This is a genomic window from Geoglobus ahangari, assembly GCF_001006045.1.
Lineage (GTDB): Archaea > Halobacteriota > Archaeoglobi > Archaeoglobales > Archaeoglobaceae > Geoglobus > Geoglobus ahangari.
The window spans coordinates 182,702-200,420 of the sequence record NZ_CP011267.1 but is presented as its reverse complement, the minus strand read 5'-3'; the positions used below and the strand labels follow the sequence as shown (position 1 = coordinate 200,420).

Sequence of the window (17,719 nt, the reverse complement as noted above, 5' to 3'; positions counted from 1 at the left end):
TTTATTTTTTATTCCGGTGTAGCATGCAGAGGGTAGTTTTTGCAGTCTCACCCTTCACGGAAGAGCTGGAGATTTTAGGAGTAGATGGTGAGATATATCACATCCGGCCCGGAGAGGTCGTAATTCTCCCTAAACTCAACGCTGAGATTTTCGAGAAGCACGGCGTTGGCAAGGTCGTTGGAGATTACGAGGCCGAGTTCGACTGGGAGGAGTACTTCGAGAGGTTCATTCTGGGCGATACCAATCTCTCCGACCAGATTGTTGAGGAGGATCCGGTCAAAGAGTGGGCAAAGTTCGCCCTGAAGGTCGAGCTGTCCAAACCCAACCCCGACCCTGACAGGGTCATCGAGCTCAAAATGGTCCTCAACGGAAAAAATCCACTTCAATTTTATAAATCTGTCGGAATTAAAAACGCCCCCCAACCTGCCCCCAACCCTGTCTCGAACGCATGCCCCACGGGTTTATCTCGACCTATTTACAATACGGCACAGGTCCATAATTCTGACAGTTTTATAAAAGAGGAGGATGAAATTAATATCACAGACTTGGAGTTGATGCTCTACACTTTTGGTTTGAGTAAGAAGGCAACTCTAAAGGTCAAGAGGGTTTCCGGCCTTAATGAGCTCGATTTGAGTGGTTACTCAGTTCTCGATTATGGGTTTACGAGGGTGGAGGTTCATCCGGAGTTTAGAAAGCTTATGGTGTATCTCGGATATGACGAGAAGGACTATAGGGCTTCTGTGCTTTTTGGGCATTATGTTTGTGAAAAGCATGGAGATGTGTTTAAGCCCGTTCTTGACAGCGAGGTGAGAGGATATCTCGACGAGCACGGTAACAGGAAGACCAACTATGTTCCTCTCGCTGGTAGGAGGCATCCTTTAAAAAAGCAGAGTGATGTGAAGAGATATTCACATCTGAAATTTGAGCAGTTTGTTGCTATTGCTGAGGCGGTCAGGAAGAAAGGTCTGAAGAGTTTTAGAGAGTTTGATGGGGAGTTAAAGGAAGTCTCGCAAAAGAAGAGTGATCTGGCTCTGATGTGGTTTGTGTTCACCATTCCGGATCAGATTAGCAGAGATCTTGTTAAGGAAACTCCCAAAAAAGCTGAGAAGATAATGAGAGAGGCTGTAAAGAGCACAATTAAGCGGTTTTTGAGGAAGTACCTCAAGAAGCATGAAAAAGTGCCTTGGACTGGCGAATTCAAGTTTGGTGGGGTTATGAACGTTCACTTGAATAAAACTGCCTCACCGAATGAAGCTCACTGCCACGTCCATTTTGCCCTCTGGAACTTTGTAATCTGGAACGGGCATTATGTGAGGTTTGCGCCCTATCTCCCTGAAAACTGGAAAGATGAGCTAAGGTATCTCTGGAAGAGGGAGTTTTTCAGGCAGATTAGAAAGCAGGGATACGGTGCTTATTACGACGAGCTGCATTGCAGGCTGTGGGAGGAGACTTATGAGTTTTTCAACTTCTATATGCGGTATACATGGTTTAATGAGGAAAATTATGGAAGGATAATCCACCACTTGCGCTACAACGCCAGAAAAGCGCTGATTGACATAAACGAGTTCTTTTATGAGGGTCATAAATTCGAGGATCTAAGCGAGGAGGAGATTGAGTGGCTGGGATTTTTGCTTGAATACAGCAACAGAACGAGCAATGTCGGGTTTATGAATAACTGGAGGGAGAACTTTGGCATTCCAGAGGAAAGAGCTCGTGAGGTCATTCAGAGGGCAAAGAACAAACGAAAAGACTTTTGCCCGATTTGCAAGTCTGAGCTCGAGTTTGTGGGCTACGTGACTCTTGAGGAGATCGCGAAGAGGGATAAAGTCCTCGTCCTGTGGTGGTTCAACAAAACGATGCATGTAGAGGTCTGGCGTAAAGATGTGGATTATGGATAGCAAGTTACTGTTTCTTCTCGGAGAATTTTGGAACTATCTCTGCTTTGGCTAAGATTATTTTGCCGTCATCTGACTCAAAATAGGCAATTAAATCTCCTTCCTGTAGATTTAGCTTTTCAATGACTGCTCTTATTATTGTGGTTTTTGCGCCTTTACTGAGTGTAGATGTCCCGAGTAACTTCATGGTCGTATTTTTGTTCGGAAAATATTTATAGTTGATTGTTCTTAAGTAACTTTAGAACTAAGTAACATGGGGGGATATGAATGGTAGAATGTTTGAACGGAGGGGCTAAAGTCTGCGTTATTGAAGCCGTTGAAAAAGTCACCTTCTACAAAAGAGGGGACTGGATCTACGTTGGATTAGATGATAGAGTGTGGTTGGCCTTCTCGAAAGATGCTTTTGAGCTCGTCGTGAGGGCTTTTGTATCTGTGGGGGCTGATTTGGGGATAGTTGATAGGTTTATAAGTATGGACGCAGAGATGTCGTTCAGGTGTCCTGCCTATGGATCGGCTTGAGAAGATCAAGCTTGCTAATGAGTATCTCTGGAAGCTGAGGACTTTTGGCTTGAGTGAGGAGGATCAGAAGAAACTGGTAAAGGAGATGTCCAAAAAGCTCAAGCTGGTCGGCATTGGAAGAAAGAATCCGAAAAAGGTGTGGGAACTCGTTTACAGGCAGCTAAATGCTGGGATTTGCGTTATCTGTGGAAAACTGTATCCTGTTGAAGATCTCGAAGAGTGTGCAGACTGCAGTAAATGGGAGGGATACTGTCCAGATTGCTTGCGTACGCATCGCTGGAGCCTGAGTGATTATGTGGCTCGATTGTTCATGAAGTATGGTCTTAACGTTTCTCCAGACATCTTTCCTTTGATGGTTGAGCTCGAAGTTGATGGGTTTGAGATAAATGAGGACTTTATTAAAGACTTGTGTGAGTTTGCAAAGGCGAATGGGGAGCCTGTTGTTAATGAGAGGGTTTTAAAGTTGTTCTTGAGTGAGAAATTATCAAAGAACAAATAAGACTGCGAGGCGTCGTCGGTTGTTGGTGTTGTGGTGGTTTGATAGGCGCATGCATGTAGAGGTTTGGAGAAATTGATGAACCCATTTCGACATGTATTAATATCCCACCGGCCCCATCCCTATTAATTCTCTTCTGTGGGTGCAATTTGGGAAAGCCATCATTATTATCTTAATTATTAGTATAATAATATTTTAACAGAAAAATTAAAATATTCAATTAAACATAGTACATTCTAATGCTGGGTCTCAAGGAGCTTGCCGGTATAGCTCTAACATTAAAACTGTTCGACATGCTGATAGTAGTGGTAGATCTGGTCAAAAAACTGCTTTTGGGCTGAAAAATTTAGAGAGAAAACAGGTTGGAGATTGCATTCACTATGGCCTTTATGATTGAGATTATTGCCTCTGTCACTCTGCTGATCATTCCCATCTTCTCCACACCCTCCTCTGCTGTCTGTGGGGTGGGTGTCTTGTAGGGCACATTTTCTGGGCTTGGAGTGACCTGAGGTGTGGGTGTTGGTGCAGGCGTTTCCGGTGCAGGAAGCACCTCTTCACTTGTGTGTGTGGATGTCTGGCTGGGTTCAGCACTCTGCTGAGAGCCTGCGACCCTCACAGTAACGGTCTTCGTGATGACATCCTTGCCGCGCGCGTAGACGAACTTCAGGGTGTAATTGCCGTGGGTGATGTTGTCTGGCACGAAGATGTGCAGCTCGCCAAGGTTTGCAGCAGAGAGAGACACATTTTCCATCCTCCACTCTTCCGGAAATACTATTGTGAGCGTTCCGTTCGGCTCTGGACACTTTACCTCGACGCTCACGTTTCTTCCTGCGGTGATGTTTTCCGGCATCTTGACCTCAAGGGATTCATTGGCCTTTACCTTGTTCTCCTCTTCACCAGCGTCAGCACTGCTGCTTGCGGCGGGCATTGGAGGTGATATTGGGGCGCCACCTCCAAATCCGCCACCGTAGTAGCCAGAACCACCCCCTCCACCGGAACCACCGCTCGATGGGGTTGGTGTGGCGGTGGGAGTTGGAGTGGGTGTTGGTGTGGGCTGAGGTGATGGTGTAGGAGTAGGAACAATTTCTGTGAGCGTCGTCAGGGAGATAACTTCACTCGTGTTTGTGTTTCCGGCCACGTCTTCAACGTGTACCCTGAAGTAGTACGTGGTGTTCGGGTTCAGCTGGTTGAGCGGAATTGTGTGGTTCGTTGAGTATGCTGTGCACTCAGCGACACTGCTCAGATGCTGAGGGTCGGTTCCGTAGTATATCTTGCAGGTGGTCGTCTCGTCTGTGTTCAGCGAAATTGTGGCAGAATTCACATCTGACAGCACGCTTATGTTTTGTATTTTTGGTGGAGTCATGTCTATCTTGAGTGTAAGTGATTTCACCTGCTCGGCACTTCCATTGACGTCTACGCTGTAGTACCAGATTGTCGTCTCTCCCTCGCTTGAGATTGTTATGCTGAATGGCTGCTCTCCCTCTATCTTCGTCCACGGGCCTTTCTCAGATACCATAGAATAGTTAGTGTAAGCAACCCCAACATCGTCGGTGCGAAAGAAGGTTATGGTTGCTGATGTGTTCAACCATCCTTGCTGCGGCGTTGGTTTAATCGTATATTCTGTCAGCGGTGGTTTCTCTTCAATCGATGTTGTAAAAGTATACTCTTCAGATTGAGCGTTGTTTCCGCTCATGTCTTTGGATATTATCACAAAATAATATTTCGTGTTGGGGATGAGGTTCGTGAGAGTCAGTGAGTGGGTTGTTTTGAACGTTGGGTCAGACATGTAGTAGGTGTAATTTCCGGATTCGGTTCCATATTTTACTGCACTGTCGGAATACTCATCGGTGTTCCATACTATCGTTGCAGAAGTTGCAGTTACTGATTTTATTGAAATATTCTCTATTTTAGGTGGTATTGTATCTGCTTCTAGAGAGTATGAGAATATTTCTGCACCCCAGTAATCATTGGCAGTGTAAATGTATCTGTCATCGGCCATTACGTCAACCACAGGCCCATGAGCGACGTGAAAATCTCCAAGTATTTTTATATTTACAGGATCTGAGATATCGAATATCTTGATTGAATCTTTAGAGCCAGCTATTAAATATTTGCCCTGTATCCAAAGCGATTGAATTGACATAGGGTCGCTCTCATATACCACCACTGGATTTGAGGCATCTGATATATCCACCACAAACACTCTTCCTTCTGCTGCTGCAAACATGTAATTTCCACTAAATACCGGGCGCGGGATGAACCCTTTTTTATCTTCAAGAACTCTTGAAACTATCTGTGGATTATAGGGGTTGCTTATGTTAACTATTGTTATTCCATTGTTTGCCGAGGTTATGAATGTGTAGTTCAGATATAATGCGCCCCTCCAGACACTTCCTATAAATACATTGGATATTTTCTTTGGCTGTGAGATGTTTGAGATGTCCACGATTTCAAGTTCTTTTGTAATGTGGTTGATTATGTAAAGGTAATTGTCCCTGATTCCAATCGGGCCAGTGTTGGGTGTGTATCTTGACAGTATTGTCGGTTTAGTAGGGTCTGAGATATCTACTATTGCTGGGCCGTACCACATAGAGTGTGTGATGGCCAGATTACGATTTTTGTCAATTATTAGCCCCCAGGTTCTCCCTATTTTCAAGGTATTTTCAAGCTTTGGAGTAGATGGGTCGGTGACATTTACTATCAGCAATCCACTGTCACTACCTATGAGCATATAATTGCCTATCACTCCGAGTCCGAAGCTTCTACCCACTGTAGGTATCTTATCGATAAGTTCGCCGTTTTGCACATCTGAAATATTGTATATACCCACCCCCGAATAATGCCCCGCTACAAAAGCCAGATTTTCGAAAATTTCAACTTCTCCTAAGTATCCTTTAAAACCAGTTGAGGGCAATTCACATATTAATTTTATATTGCTTGGATTTGAGACATCGTACACCACAAGACCTCTATACCATGTAGATACGAAGGCGTAGCCGTCTTTTACATTTATACCACTCGATTCGTATTCACCATAGTATGAACCGGTGCAGTTTCCCAGCACTTTTGGATTTGAAGGATCTGATACGTCTATTGCCCAGATCCCCCACGGGTATTCTGTAACGTATGCGATGTTGTTTGAGATTTTTATGTCAAAAGGTCTTCCTTTAGGCATTGTAAATGTGCTTTTTAGAACTGGATTGCTTGGGTTGGCTATGTCTATTATGTATATATCGCTGTAATCGTGTGTGAGTAGATAAACGTAATCACCCGATATTTTGAGTTTTTTGCCATATAGGTCTAGGTGAGTTACTTCTTTTGGTTTCGTTTTGTCTGAGACATCAAGTACTTGGAGGCCGTAATTGCCTGCAGCTACGAACGCGTAGCTACCATAAACGGCGATATCGTAAGCTTCATAATTCGATGTATTTTGTGTTACTTCTCCGATGATTTTTGGTTGAATGGGGTTAGACACATCTATAATAACAACCCTTTTTTCGTTTGCAACATACAGATAATTGCCCGACAAATTCATTCCGTAAATTCTCCACCCGAGTGATATTTCGCTGATTTTAGTCATGTTTTCTGGATCTTCAATGCTGTATACCCATAAAGTGGCACCTGCTCCGATGTACAGCAATTTGTTTTGTTTGTCAACCTCTAATGCTTTTACTGGCCCCCATCCAAACTGGCCGACGTTTTGCACCGTCGCTGCAGCGCATATCTGAATCGTTACTGTCATTATTATGATTAGAGTAATTATCCTAATCATAACAAATCTTATTTTCAGCACTACTTAAAAATATTTCGTCTTGTGTTGAATTCATTTGGTCTTGACATATAAAGATTAAATCACCTTCATAGTGTTTTTGGAATTGCAATCTCAAGTCGGTTCTTCAGGTGTTGGACTTTGTAATACGAAAGATTAAATACATTTTGTGAAAAACTCACCTCCAAGATGTTAAGTAGATTAAACCTTCAAATCCGGAAAAAAGATTGGTATTTGTTGGTATTGGTGTACCTCGTGTTTGTTGGTTATCTGTTTCCTGTTTTTGTGTACCAGGTTCCTCAGGGTACCGATGTATTTACACATTTATTTTATGTAAAACAAATGGTGTTATCCAATTCTCTAGATGATTTTTATCTTCAATGTCAGGAGAATCAGTTTATTGGATACAGATACCCTTTTGGGATGTGGCTATTCGATTCGATTTTGCTCAAAATAACTGGACTGGATGTAGCATCTGCTTCATTAGTCGTGCCGGTTATTCTGTTTTTGCTTATGTTGTTTGTCTACAGAAGCTATGCTCTTGGCTACGGATTAAGTCGCTTTTCAGTCGTGGCTTTATTGTTGCTTTTGACAACTCCGGGGGCAGTAATGGGCATGCTCCAGCACACCCCATCTGTTTTCGTTTTGCCTTTTCTTATAATTATTATTCATTCCCTGATACGGAATGATTATAGGCTTAAAATCATGGCAGTATTAGTTATAGGCATACTGCCCTTTACTCATGCAGGCTCATTTATGTTTGTACTGTATTTTGTTGTGTCTTACAGTTTTGTCTACAGTCTTTTGAATGGCAGGGTCAATTACCGGTCTTTAATGTATTTGGTCTTTTTAATGATTTTTTATCTTATTGGAATGCACACTTTCCCGTACGTTCACAATCAGTACATCAATAAAGCCAGACTCATCGTTTCGGTAACTGAGTTGTTTCCAATACCCTATCTGAATTCACTGGGTTTGTTGTTGTACGACAACGTATTCTTGAAATTAGATCTCATGTATGTTGTGCTGTTTATAGCATTAGTTTACGCTGTATCCAATGTTATGGTGTATATCCATATTATTTTTAAAGATATCTATTATAAGTTAAAAGAATCTATAAGTCTTCCAGCACTATTTGGTGTATCCTCACTTTCACACACACCGCCTTATTGGCCCATATGGCTCGGCCCGGTACATTCAGTTTTGGCTTTGCTTGGCTTTTTAAAAAACCGAATGACATTGGTCATGTTTTTGTCTATTGCAATTGTAGTAATCCCTTCTGCGTATTACGCTCAGGAAAGGGCACTTAGGGAACTTGCTTATTTTAGGCTTATCATTCCTATTGCAGCGACGTTTGGTTACTTAATCTTGCTGAGAAAAATTAAAACTCTGAAAAATGGCAGGGTTAAGTATTTCTTGGGGGTAACACTGTCTCTTCTTTTTTTCACCGCTTTGGTTGTTACTGTTGTTGTTGGAATGTATTACTTCTATCCAAAAATTAGTGGAGAAAGGTATTTGGTTACCGGGCTGGAGTGGTTGGGTGGTGTTGGCAGTCCGGATGAAGGGGCGGCGAGCTATGCATTAAGACATAGGATTTCAATTTATGGTGACAAAATACCACCGGATGTGACCTCTCTTGGTCACGGGAGTGAGCTGAGGAGATATGGTTTTGATCTGAGAAATACTTATTTTGGTATCGGGTCAGAGAAATACGTCAAGGACTTATACGCAACTTTTGGTGTAAAGTATGTAATTTTGTGGAGTAAAGTTTTTAGAATCGTAGGTCTGCCACCTGAAAGCCTTACGATTGATTCCAACACTCAACTCGACAAAATTTACTCGTCAGTTGATTTCTTCTCCATCTACAGATATATTAAAGAAGAAACTGTCTTTTCCAATATCAGTGATCGAATAACTTTTGATGAAAATGTGAAGGTCCTAGATGCAGGTGATACGTATCTTGTTGAGACAAGTGTTTATAAGGTGAGACTTAGCAAATCCACCCCAACAATTTTGTTCTTGGGGAATCGAACTACTAACCTTCTCGGTGAAGGTGGAATTTATGACTACATATCTTTTGATTTAGGGCCGTCTGGGGAAGAAGGTGGTTTTGTCACGCAAGAGTTACCATTCGATAAGGTTATAGTGGGGAAAAACAGGGTAATTTACTCTACAATTTACTCGATTAATGGGAAAGAGTACTTTAACGTTACATTAGAATATTGCTTTTTTGAAAAAGCAATTCGTAAAACAATTAAGGTATCTAATGACGTATCTGGGCATGCTGTGGCTAAGATCCGGTACACTACCATGTATTTTACACCAATTTCATCTTTTGAGTTCTGGGACGCCACTGGAAAAAGATATGATAGAAAAATTTATCAGAGTGAGGATAAAATATATATAAAGAATACAAAAATGAATCGACTTTATCTTGGAAATGGCTCTACACTTGGAGTTCTAACGTATTTTGAGCCATCTATCCCTTTCCCCAATCTGATCGCGTATCAGGGTTCGGTGAGGTACGACTACTATTTTGTTGATGTAAAGACCAGTGATATAGTGTACCCGGGAGAAACTTCTGAATGGATACAATGGCTGAGTTTGGGTAATGTTAGTTCAGCAACTGAAAACATCTATTTCTACAACATGCAGTTGCTACCATATTCTGACGGAAAAATTCCAGTTTCAGTACTCAGTTTGGTGGATCCCCATAATAACAATGCCTCGGTAGAAGGCTTGGGTTTTCTTAGAGATGCTGGTCTGAAAGTAACACCCATGTTTAGTATCAGGGATTTGAAAACAAATTTGAATAGCTCTAACCTGAATCAATATGCTGAAGTAGTTCTGTACGTTACTCGAGAGGCAAATGTGAGCGAAATTCTGGATTTCATCGAGTATCTGAGGGACATGGATGTGCATGTGGTGGGAATTTACTTTGAGGAGCCTGTTTATGATTTGGAGTCTCTTAAATTGCTGGCTGACTATGGAGTATCATATATTATAGCTCGCGAGATTCTACCACCCTATGACATTCTATTTCAGGAAGGTTATAGGCATTTTAGATCGCTGTATCTGAATGGAAGTGATATCCAAATAGTATCCGTTCCTCTTTCCCTTCCAAAGCTTGGTGGTGCACTGTATTTTTATCCAGAGCCCCTGTCCGCATATCGAGCGCTTCTGAATTCAGCACTCAACTCTGGAGATCCTGTTGTATTGCGATTTGACTCTTCGAAACTTCTCAGTAGTGATTACAGAAATGTTGTCTCCAATTTTACTTCGTTAATTACTTCAGAGGGGAGGTTCTACTCCATTCCCTTATCGGAGTTGGTATCCAATTTTGAAAGCCTAAAGGGTGTTTATGTGAAAGTTGCCGGAAATTCCACTGTTAGGTCCATAATACTGTATAACAATAACTCTGTAGATGTTGATTTGACGTTAGTTTTGACACTTCCGAACTATGGGGAGAAGTATTCAATCACTAACGGTAGTGTTGCGGGTAAAATCTGCCAGCATGGGTATTGCGAATATCTAATCCCAGTCCATATTGGGCCGAAGCAGATTAAACACATAATGATCTCAGAGAGAATAGAGTAGCTTTCTCAAGTCGAAATATTTCGTTTTAACAACTAATAGCGTAAATATTATGGCGGCTATAGCTATTTCGAAAATGAAGTTCAGTGTTCCCTTTGTAACCAATAGAAAGCTTATAGTTGCTACAGTAGATATCGTGAGGCGTTCTATTTTCGTTAGAAAGATTTTAGCTGTTTTTTTGCTCGAAACTTTCAGGCTGCCTGCAAAATAGACTACTTTAAACAGTAAATTGGAAACATATACGCCAATAAACCCGAACAATATAACAAGAATATGTGTGGTGGCTAAAAAGAGCACAAGACAGGCAATCGTAAATATGACAAACGGCCTGTACTCAGATAATGTTTCGTAAAATGATATCTCGACATAGGCTATAAATTGCTGGATAAACATGAATATACTACCCACTGCAAGGAAGACAACATATTCAGCTGCTGGGCTGTATTTTGATGAAAATAAAAACATTATCAGCTCATGAGGATATATAGATACGATTATCACTAAAAATACCAAGATTGATAACAGAAGTCTTGCAACATCGTTTATTTCACCGGTTAGCAACTCCTCTTTGGTATTGGCGCTTGTTGCCTCTGGTATTGTGAGAAAACTAAGTGCTATCATTGGGATCGATAGCAGTGTCATCAATGTAATTGAAATGTCCAAGTATCCTTGGTATGTGACATCAATGTCATACGCAATTATAAGTCGGCCTATTATCTGAAGTAGTGTGCCATAAGAGCCCACTGTGAATATAGATAAGCTGAATAGGAACATATCTAATTTTGGGAGAAAATATTTAGTGTGTATGCTGGATTTTATCGTTTGCCATTCATATGCAACGATTGCAAGAAGAGCAACCCATGTCGAAATAACTGTAGCAAGTATGGTGAGATTCAGGGTTAATTTTTGCAGTGTTACAGCAAGAATCGCTATGAACACGAATTTCAGAAAAGTTGGGAGGGATGAGGTTATTGTAGCTACTGAGTATTTTCTAAGACCTCTAAACAAGCCCATCAATACTACGGACACTGACATCGGGAATAGGAGTAATGAAAACGTCAGAAATGTAATTTGAGCATAGTCGGGTGAAATTTCAAACATTGTTAGGATTTTATCTAAGAAAATGTAGAACAAGGCTATTATCACAGCACAGGATAATATAACATAAAATAAACTGAACTTAAAATAGTGTTTGCCTTTTTTTGAGTGAGACAGTAAGTTGAAAAATGATAGGTTGGTTACAAATTGAAACATCAGGGGGAGCGAAATTGTGACAAATGTCAGAATTCCATACTCCAACGGAGAGAGGTACTTTGTTATGACGATCTTGCTCAAGAGTCCGCTTATTTTCATTAAGACTGTGATGAACATTACCAGTAATGAATAAAATGCCAAATTTCTCCTCATCATGTTCTTGATAACACCCTTTTTGCATAGCTTTCCACGTATTTTAAGAATTTTGGAACGTATTTGGTTGCGGAGTACCACGGAACTAAATCTGGGTTGAATTTCGATTTGTAGTGGATAAGCCTTGGATTGAGCCCGTCGTCCATTATCTCGACGCATCTGTATCCGTTGTTATATGCCCATTTTATGATCTCCCATTGCATCAGGTCATTTGGTATACCTCTCAATACCTCGGTTTTTGGACTACCAACCCAAAAAGAAACACGATTGTTGTGGCAAAGAACGATTTGCCCACTAATCATTTCGTTTTTGTATTTGGTTACAAAAACTCTAACGTAATCTGGTGAAAGGGCTGAATATACTTCTTTAAGATATCTTTTGAGACCTCTTCTGTTCATGCCTTGATCCCTGAACCTTTGTGTAATCATTTCATCGATAAAGCCTATGTCTTCTACATTACCTTCTTGAACCACCACGCCCTCGTTAGATGCCTTTTTTATATTCTTTCGCAACTCTTTTTTAAATCCATGCCACACTGTTTCTATTCCTTGGCTTATGTCAATTATGTAGGTAAATAATGGTTCTACTTCATATCCGCTCCACCTAAAATATCTGCAGTCTGTTATTCCGGGCACTGTTCTGATTCTGGTGTAGTTAATACGCTTTTTTGAAAGTATTTCATTGACTTTTTCTTGAGTTTCAATGAGGAGGGCTTCTCTCTTACTCTGTTTCAGGCTGTTATAATGTGCGAATATGGGTCCGAGATATAGCTGCAAGACTCCTGGTGGAGGTGAAAACGCCATTTTTAGGAGTCTCTTTTTTTGGTAATATATCGGATATACTCCAACAGGTTTATCACCTTTGTAGATTATGAACGGCATCAGTTTCCATTTTGAGTATTTTTCTGCTATTTTTAGCCAGTCCCAACTGTGGAACATTGTACCGTGCGGACTGGCTTGGACAATTTCGTTCCATAAGTTTTTATTCAATTCTGCCCTTATTTCCAACAGTGATCCCCTCTCGTGGCTTAAATTTTTCTAAGTAGTCTTCAACATCTCCAATTATTTTCGCTGGTATGCCAGCCACTATCTTTCTAGGTGGTACGTCTTTAGTCACAACAGCTCCCGCAGCCACAATCGCACCTTCGCCAATTGTTACGCCGGGCAGTATTATAGCTCCAGCACCGATGTATGCCCGTTTTTTTATAACGACCTTCTTTTTTACTATTGGTATGTTGGGGTCTATGCACCGCGGACTCGAGTCATGTGTAACTATTATGACGTTTGGACCTATGTCCACATAATCCTCTATTGTGACCAGTTCTGGAAAACTTTCTTCTATAAACACTCCAGTGGATATGTCTACATTTTTGCCAATACTGGTGCCTCTAAGGCTATAGAACAGTCTTTTAACTCTTCCAAAAGGTATTTGCATTGCTATTAGGTGAGTTATCCACAAATACAGATCTCTTAATTTCCTATTCATTATGACATCACTCATATGATCTTTAGTTTCTGTATTTTTCTCCTAATTTTATCTTTTTCTTCCATTTCTCGATACTGAGCGACGTCGATTATGCTTGGATCTCGCGTGGCTATTTCGCTATTTTCGCGGAAGACACTTCTGAGAATCTTTCCGTCCACATCGTTTGGTATGGGTAGCCCGAAAATATGTAGGATTGTTGGCATGAGATCATATATTGTGGCATCATCTAGTTTTGTTGGCTTTATGTCTCTCCCATAGAATAATACAATCCCATCTGTATCATGTGTTCCAGAAGGAAGGGGAATTTCTTCAATGATTGTGCCATCTTTTGTGATGGATGCGTTCATGCTGTATCCCTTTTCCAATAATATGACCAAGTCTGGGGCTGAAGATGAGAATTCTCCATTAAACAACTCTTCTCCTTTAAACACTCTTGTAATTACTGGTTTACCGGTTTTGGGATCTTTTACTTTTTTTAGAATCTCTATTATTTTTGTTCTCGTAGTTTCATATTCCTCCTTTGTAGAAAATTTTTGTTTGTTAATTAGTATGTAAGTAGACTCCATACCAAATTTGCCTCCAAAATATGCTACACTTTCTTTCATGTCGACATCGTATACCGATGTGGGTATACTACCTAGCAGTGATAATGGTAGGATTTTGACTACAATTTTGTCAAGTTTGAATTTTTTGAAGATTCTACCAAGATCCTTTTTCGTAATTCCTAACTTAAGCAGGACTCTATAGATGATATCAGTGTTCTTATTGTTTGATATTTTTTGATTATTTATTTTTAATAATTTATTTTTATACAATAAATTATTAATGTATATGTGTTTATTTAATGGAGAGAATCCATGATCAGACATCAGTATAAATATTGTATTGTCATCAAAATATCGATCTATGAACTCCGAGATCTTTGAATCAATGTATTTGTACACAGTGGCTATTTTATTTAAGTTCTTGAACTCCGAGTGCTGAATTATGTCGGTTTCGCGTACCAATATGAAGAAAAAGTCGCATTTGTACCTCTTCAATAAATAATCTGCAAATCTAAATCTTTTGTCAATTATCCTCAGTAGTTCGTTTATTAGCTCGTATTTCCCCCTGTACTTCTTTATCACATCCGAATCTACCTCAATCACATACCCGATCTCCTTGGCAATCTCCTCCACTTCAGGAGGATATGCGAAGGGCTTCCCCTCCGGTGTGAGCATGCCGGAGACCATAACCCCATTTATTTTTTCCACTGGATAGGAGTTGGGCAGATTAACCACTATAGACTTCAGACCAAAAAATCCCAGATAATCCCATAGTTTCTTGGACTTTATGTCCTTGGAAGTGACTATTCTCGATTCGCCATTCTCATCTACAACAAAAAAATCAAAAACTCCAAATTTTCCCGGGTTTTTTCCGGTTACAAACGCTGGCCAGGCCGGGATTGTAACCGGAGGGATTGTGCTTTTCAGCACACCCCACGCTCCATTCTCAATAAGTTTTTTGAAGGTAGGCAATTCACCTCTCTCGACCAGGGGGAGGATCACATCCCAGGTTGCACCATCGAGACCTATTACGAATACCTTTGGTTTTGACACAGCAGCATCACCTTTTTGACAGTTCCTCAATTATGGTCACCCACTCTTTTTCGAATTTTTTACTTGTAAATTTACTTGCGAATTTATATCCGGTATTTCCTAATTTTTTTCTAGTTTTCCTGTCTTCCAATAACTGCTCCACAATTGGCCTCAATTTCCCGAAATTTTTACAGATGATTTGCTTGCCGCCGTTTAGCAGTTCTTCCATGCCTCCGCTTCCAGACCCTATTACTGGTTTTCTGCACAACATACCCTCATGTGCTGTCCTGTTCCACGCTTCTGGAATTTTTGACATATTTATCACAATGTCTGATGATTTCAGGAGAATTATATGCTCGTCGTAACTCAACTCGAAATTTTTGGATGGCACGTCAACCATTTTTTTGCCACTGCTTACCAGGTGGGCATCCAGATCTTTCAGTTCTTCGTAGACTTCCAGCACACCTTTTTCTTTTCTGCAGTTCCCGATATATATTACTGGTTTTCCAGTTAGGTTATATTTCTGTTTGAACTCTGAAAGCTTTTGTTTGCTAATTTTAAACTTGTCTATCTCAAACGCGTTGTATGCTATTCTGGTATTTTTGTTTCCATTTGCTTCAAGCAAGTTCTTCATGTATTTTGATACCGTTACAACAACATCAACGTTTTTTATATTTTTTAGAAAAAGTTTATCAAACGTGTATGCTATTTTTTTCACACCACTTCTGTAAAGTGCGAACTGCAGTATTGTTATGTTTTTTGCTCTATTCATTTTACCTATCAGGGGTATGGTGTCGTGAAACCCTCTAATTACAACATCATATTTTTCGTCCAGTCTATTTGTGAGAGAGGCAACGTGTGCGTGGCTAACCAATGCACCAGGTTTTATTTTGACAGTTTCGACTTCGTAGTGTTTTGAAAGTGCATTTAATACCATTTTGCTGTATATTCCGGCTCCTAGTTCTCCGGATTCGCCTAACCAACAGATCCGCATTAAAATTTCACCTTAAAAATTTAACATTTTTAATTTTTTTAAAATTTTTATGAATCTCGCAGGTATTGTGCAAAATTCAGCGTTTATATATGGGGTAAACTCAGGATTAAATTTTGCTTTAAATGGGAACAGGGCCTCCTCGTGGGCACCCAGGATTTCAAACACCTGACAATCGTTTTCGATGCCCCACTCCATACCTTTCCACATGACAAGCTCGTTTACATACGGGGCTCTCGTTTTAGGAGCAGCATTTCCTATCCATGCAGTGATGACATTGTTGTATTTCAGAAAAAGAGTGCCGCTTATAAGTTCTCCGTCTTTTTTGGCGACTATTAGTTTGCACTCCATCTCCCTAGTTACATCATGGATCATCTCTTCTGGGCCATTCAAGTGTTTTTTCTCCTTGAGTCTTGCAATAATCTCTTGCAGCTCTTTTTTACCACCAGTGCAGATTTCGTACTTCTTCTCAGCAGACGCTATGTTTTTCCTAAGTTTTTTTGGTAGATTTGCCCAGGTCTCCATTCCATGCAGTTCTATAAAATATGTTGAAAACATGTTTATTCTGTAATTCCTCCACTGGTATGGCCGGTAATCTGTGCTCCTTGGTGGTGAAACTATACGCACATATGCTGGATCTAGGTTTTCAGATATATATTCCAGCATACTGAGCGTTATTTTGATTTTCTTCATCTCACTTCTCCAATTAATCAACGGTCCAAGGTATAGTGTGTGAGTCTTTGGAGGTGGCGAATATACTATGGTTCTTTTTGGCAGTTCATAGATGAAAATGGGTATCGCGGCAATTGTGCTGTGATCGTCGTACTGTAGTATTAATGGAATTAATTTTGGACGTTTTCCGAATTTTTTGGGAGCATATTTTTCAAGAATACTTAACCATTCCCATGTGTGGAACACCGTGGCTTTGTTTATTGCATCCACGGTTTTTTTCCACGTGTTTTTATCTGCTATGGTTATCTGTAAGTTAGAGCCCGACATACTTTGATACGCTCGTATATGTTTTTCTGGCAACTTTACCGAGAAACTTTTCTTTAGAAACTGAAAAACAGATCACCAGTTCCGGGTTGAAACGGGATTTGTAGGTTATTAAGTGAGGTGTATTGGCACCAATTTCATAGAACAATTTGTATCCATCACTACATGCTCTTTTTATCGACTCCCACATAAGCAAATCGTTTGGATAAACTCCGGAAATATTTGATTTTGTATTTCCTAGCCAACTGTACACCTTGCTTCCATCCAGTATGTTAATGACCCCGCCTATTGTCTCCCCTTCGAATTCTGCAGTGAGTATCTGGAAATTGTCTTCAAATTTATTGTATACTTCGTATATATATTCGAATGGGACTTTTACTTTTCTTTTTTGATCGATGTATCTTTTTCTCATCAGTTCTAAAATGGTTTTCAGCTCTTTTAGTCCTCCTTCCTTAATTTCAAACATGCTCATACCCTTTTTTATGCTTTTTCTGGCACTTCCTTTGAAATTATTCAGTAGCGTTTTTTCTCCCGGTGACAGGTCTATTACATAATGGTATGTCGGCTTGACCTCATATCCTTCCCACAGGAATGGTCTGACATCAGGTATCTCTGGATGCAGTATCATTGAAAATGATGTTGACGTTTCGCTCAGTTTGTTTATTAGCTTACAGCTTTCCTGTATGAGTCCTTCTTTTTTATTTTGTTTCAGCGAGCTGTATTTTGAAAATGCAAAACCTAGAAATGGAATTGCGGAATGAGGGGGTGGTGAAAAGCTAAATTTCAACTTGAACTTGTTTATGGTAAATATGGGCATCACTCCTGCGGGTGTTTTTTTGTTGTAGAGTATATATGGCTCGAAGGTGTATCCAGAGAACGTTTCAAAGGTTTTTAACCACTCCCACCGGTGGAATATTGTTGCATTTGCCTCTTCAACGATTTCATTCCATATTTTCTTCTCGTCTGCAATTTCAGCTCTAAGCTTCACCG

Annotated in this window: 13 protein-coding genes; 4 read left to right on the top strand and 9 right to left on the bottom strand. The window is 40.3% G+C overall.

From position 1 onward, the window contains the following. The first annotated feature begins 23 nt into the window (after positions 1-23). Positions 24-1,898 (top strand): hypothetical protein, encoded by a 1,875-nt coding sequence (locus GAH_RS01150; RefSeq protein ID WP_048094312.1) that lies wholly within the window; start codon positions 24-26, stop codon positions 1,896-1,898. Positions 1,899-1,902: 4 nt separating this feature from the next. On the opposite strand, the gene GAH_RS01145 is transcribed toward GAH_RS01150, so the two are convergent. Continuing rightward, positions 1,903-2,082 carry an AbrB/MazE/SpoVT family DNA-binding domain-containing protein gene (locus GAH_RS01145; RefSeq protein WP_048094311.1) on the bottom strand — a complete coding sequence of 60 codons (180 nt, stop codon included), beginning with the start codon at positions 2,080-2,082 and terminating at the stop codon, positions 1,903-1,905. Positions 2,083-2,162: 80 nt separating this feature from the next. Here GAH_RS01145 and GAH_RS01140 point away from each other — a divergent pair, with 80 nt between their 5' ends. After that, the gene (locus GAH_RS01140; RefSeq protein WP_048094310.1) at positions 2,163-2,414 is read left to right on the top strand and encodes a hypothetical protein; all 252 of its coding nucleotides are present in this window, start codon (positions 2,163-2,165) and stop codon (positions 2,412-2,414) included. Beyond that, entirely contained in the window at positions 2,401-2,913 is a 513-nt protein-coding gene (locus tag GAH_RS01135) for a hypothetical protein (RefSeq protein WP_048094309.1), read from the top strand. Before GAH_RS01140 ends, GAH_RS01135 begins: the two co-directional genes overlap by 14 nt. A gap of 343 nt (positions 2,914-3,256) precedes the next feature. Here GAH_RS01135 and GAH_RS01130 read toward each other — a convergent pair whose 3' ends face one another. Then, on the bottom strand, positions 3,257-6,682 hold the full coding sequence (locus GAH_RS01130) for a fibronectin type III domain-containing protein (RefSeq protein ID WP_048094308.1): 3,426 nt from the start codon (positions 6,680-6,682) through the stop codon (positions 3,257-3,259). A gap of 234 nt (positions 6,683-6,916) precedes the next feature. Here GAH_RS01130 and GAH_RS01125 point away from each other — a divergent pair, with 234 nt between their 5' ends. Beyond that, on the top strand, positions 6,917-10,276 hold the full coding sequence (locus tag GAH_RS01125; protein ID WP_156967345.1) for a hypothetical protein: 3,360 nt from the start codon (positions 6,917-6,919) through the stop codon (positions 10,274-10,276). On the opposite strand, the gene GAH_RS01120 is transcribed toward GAH_RS01125, so the two are convergent. Genes GAH_RS01120 through GAH_RS01090 form a run of 7 tightly spaced genes read right to left on the bottom strand, consistent with a single transcriptional unit; the run spans position 10,259 to position 17,717 of the window. After that, positions 10,259-11,683: an MATE family efflux transporter gene (locus GAH_RS01120; protein WP_156967344.1), complete on the bottom strand. Its 1,425-nt coding sequence runs from the start codon at positions 11,681-11,683 to the stop codon at positions 10,259-10,261. The genes GAH_RS01125 and GAH_RS01120 overlap by 18 nt on opposite strands. Then, positions 11,680-12,687: a lipid II:glycine glycyltransferase FemX gene (locus GAH_RS01115; protein ID WP_156967343.1), complete on the bottom strand. Its 1,008-nt coding sequence runs from the start codon at positions 12,685-12,687 to the stop codon at positions 11,680-11,682. Before GAH_RS01115 ends, GAH_RS01120 begins: the two co-directional genes overlap by 4 nt. Further along, complete coding sequence (locus tag GAH_RS10995; protein WP_052747709.1) at positions 12,662-13,180, bottom strand: acyltransferase; 519 nt, start codon at positions 13,178-13,180, stop codon at positions 12,662-12,664. The genes GAH_RS01115 and GAH_RS10995 overlap by 26 nt, the downstream gene beginning before the upstream one ends. Continuing rightward, the gene (locus tag GAH_RS01105) at positions 13,177-14,763 is read right to left on the bottom strand and encodes an alkaline phosphatase family protein (protein WP_169745330.1); all 1,587 of its coding nucleotides are present in this window, start codon (positions 14,761-14,763) and stop codon (positions 13,177-13,179) included. The genes GAH_RS10995 and GAH_RS01105 overlap by 4 nt, the downstream gene beginning before the upstream one ends. Positions 14,764-14,770: 7 nt before the next feature. Next, the gene (locus GAH_RS01100) at positions 14,771-15,736 is read right to left on the bottom strand and encodes a glycosyltransferase (protein WP_048094303.1); all 966 of its coding nucleotides are present in this window, start codon (positions 15,734-15,736) and stop codon (positions 14,771-14,773) included. Positions 15,737-15,748: 12 nt separating this feature from the next. After that, positions 15,749-16,732 (bottom strand): GNAT family N-acetyltransferase, encoded by a 984-nt coding sequence (locus GAH_RS01095; RefSeq protein WP_048094302.1) that lies wholly within the window; start codon positions 16,730-16,732, stop codon positions 15,749-15,751. Next, entirely contained in the window at positions 16,719-17,717 is a 999-nt protein-coding gene (locus GAH_RS01090; protein WP_048094301.1) for a GNAT family N-acetyltransferase, read from the bottom strand. The genes GAH_RS01095 and GAH_RS01090 overlap by 14 nt, the downstream gene beginning before the upstream one ends. Positions 17,718-17,719: the final 2 nt, after the last annotated feature.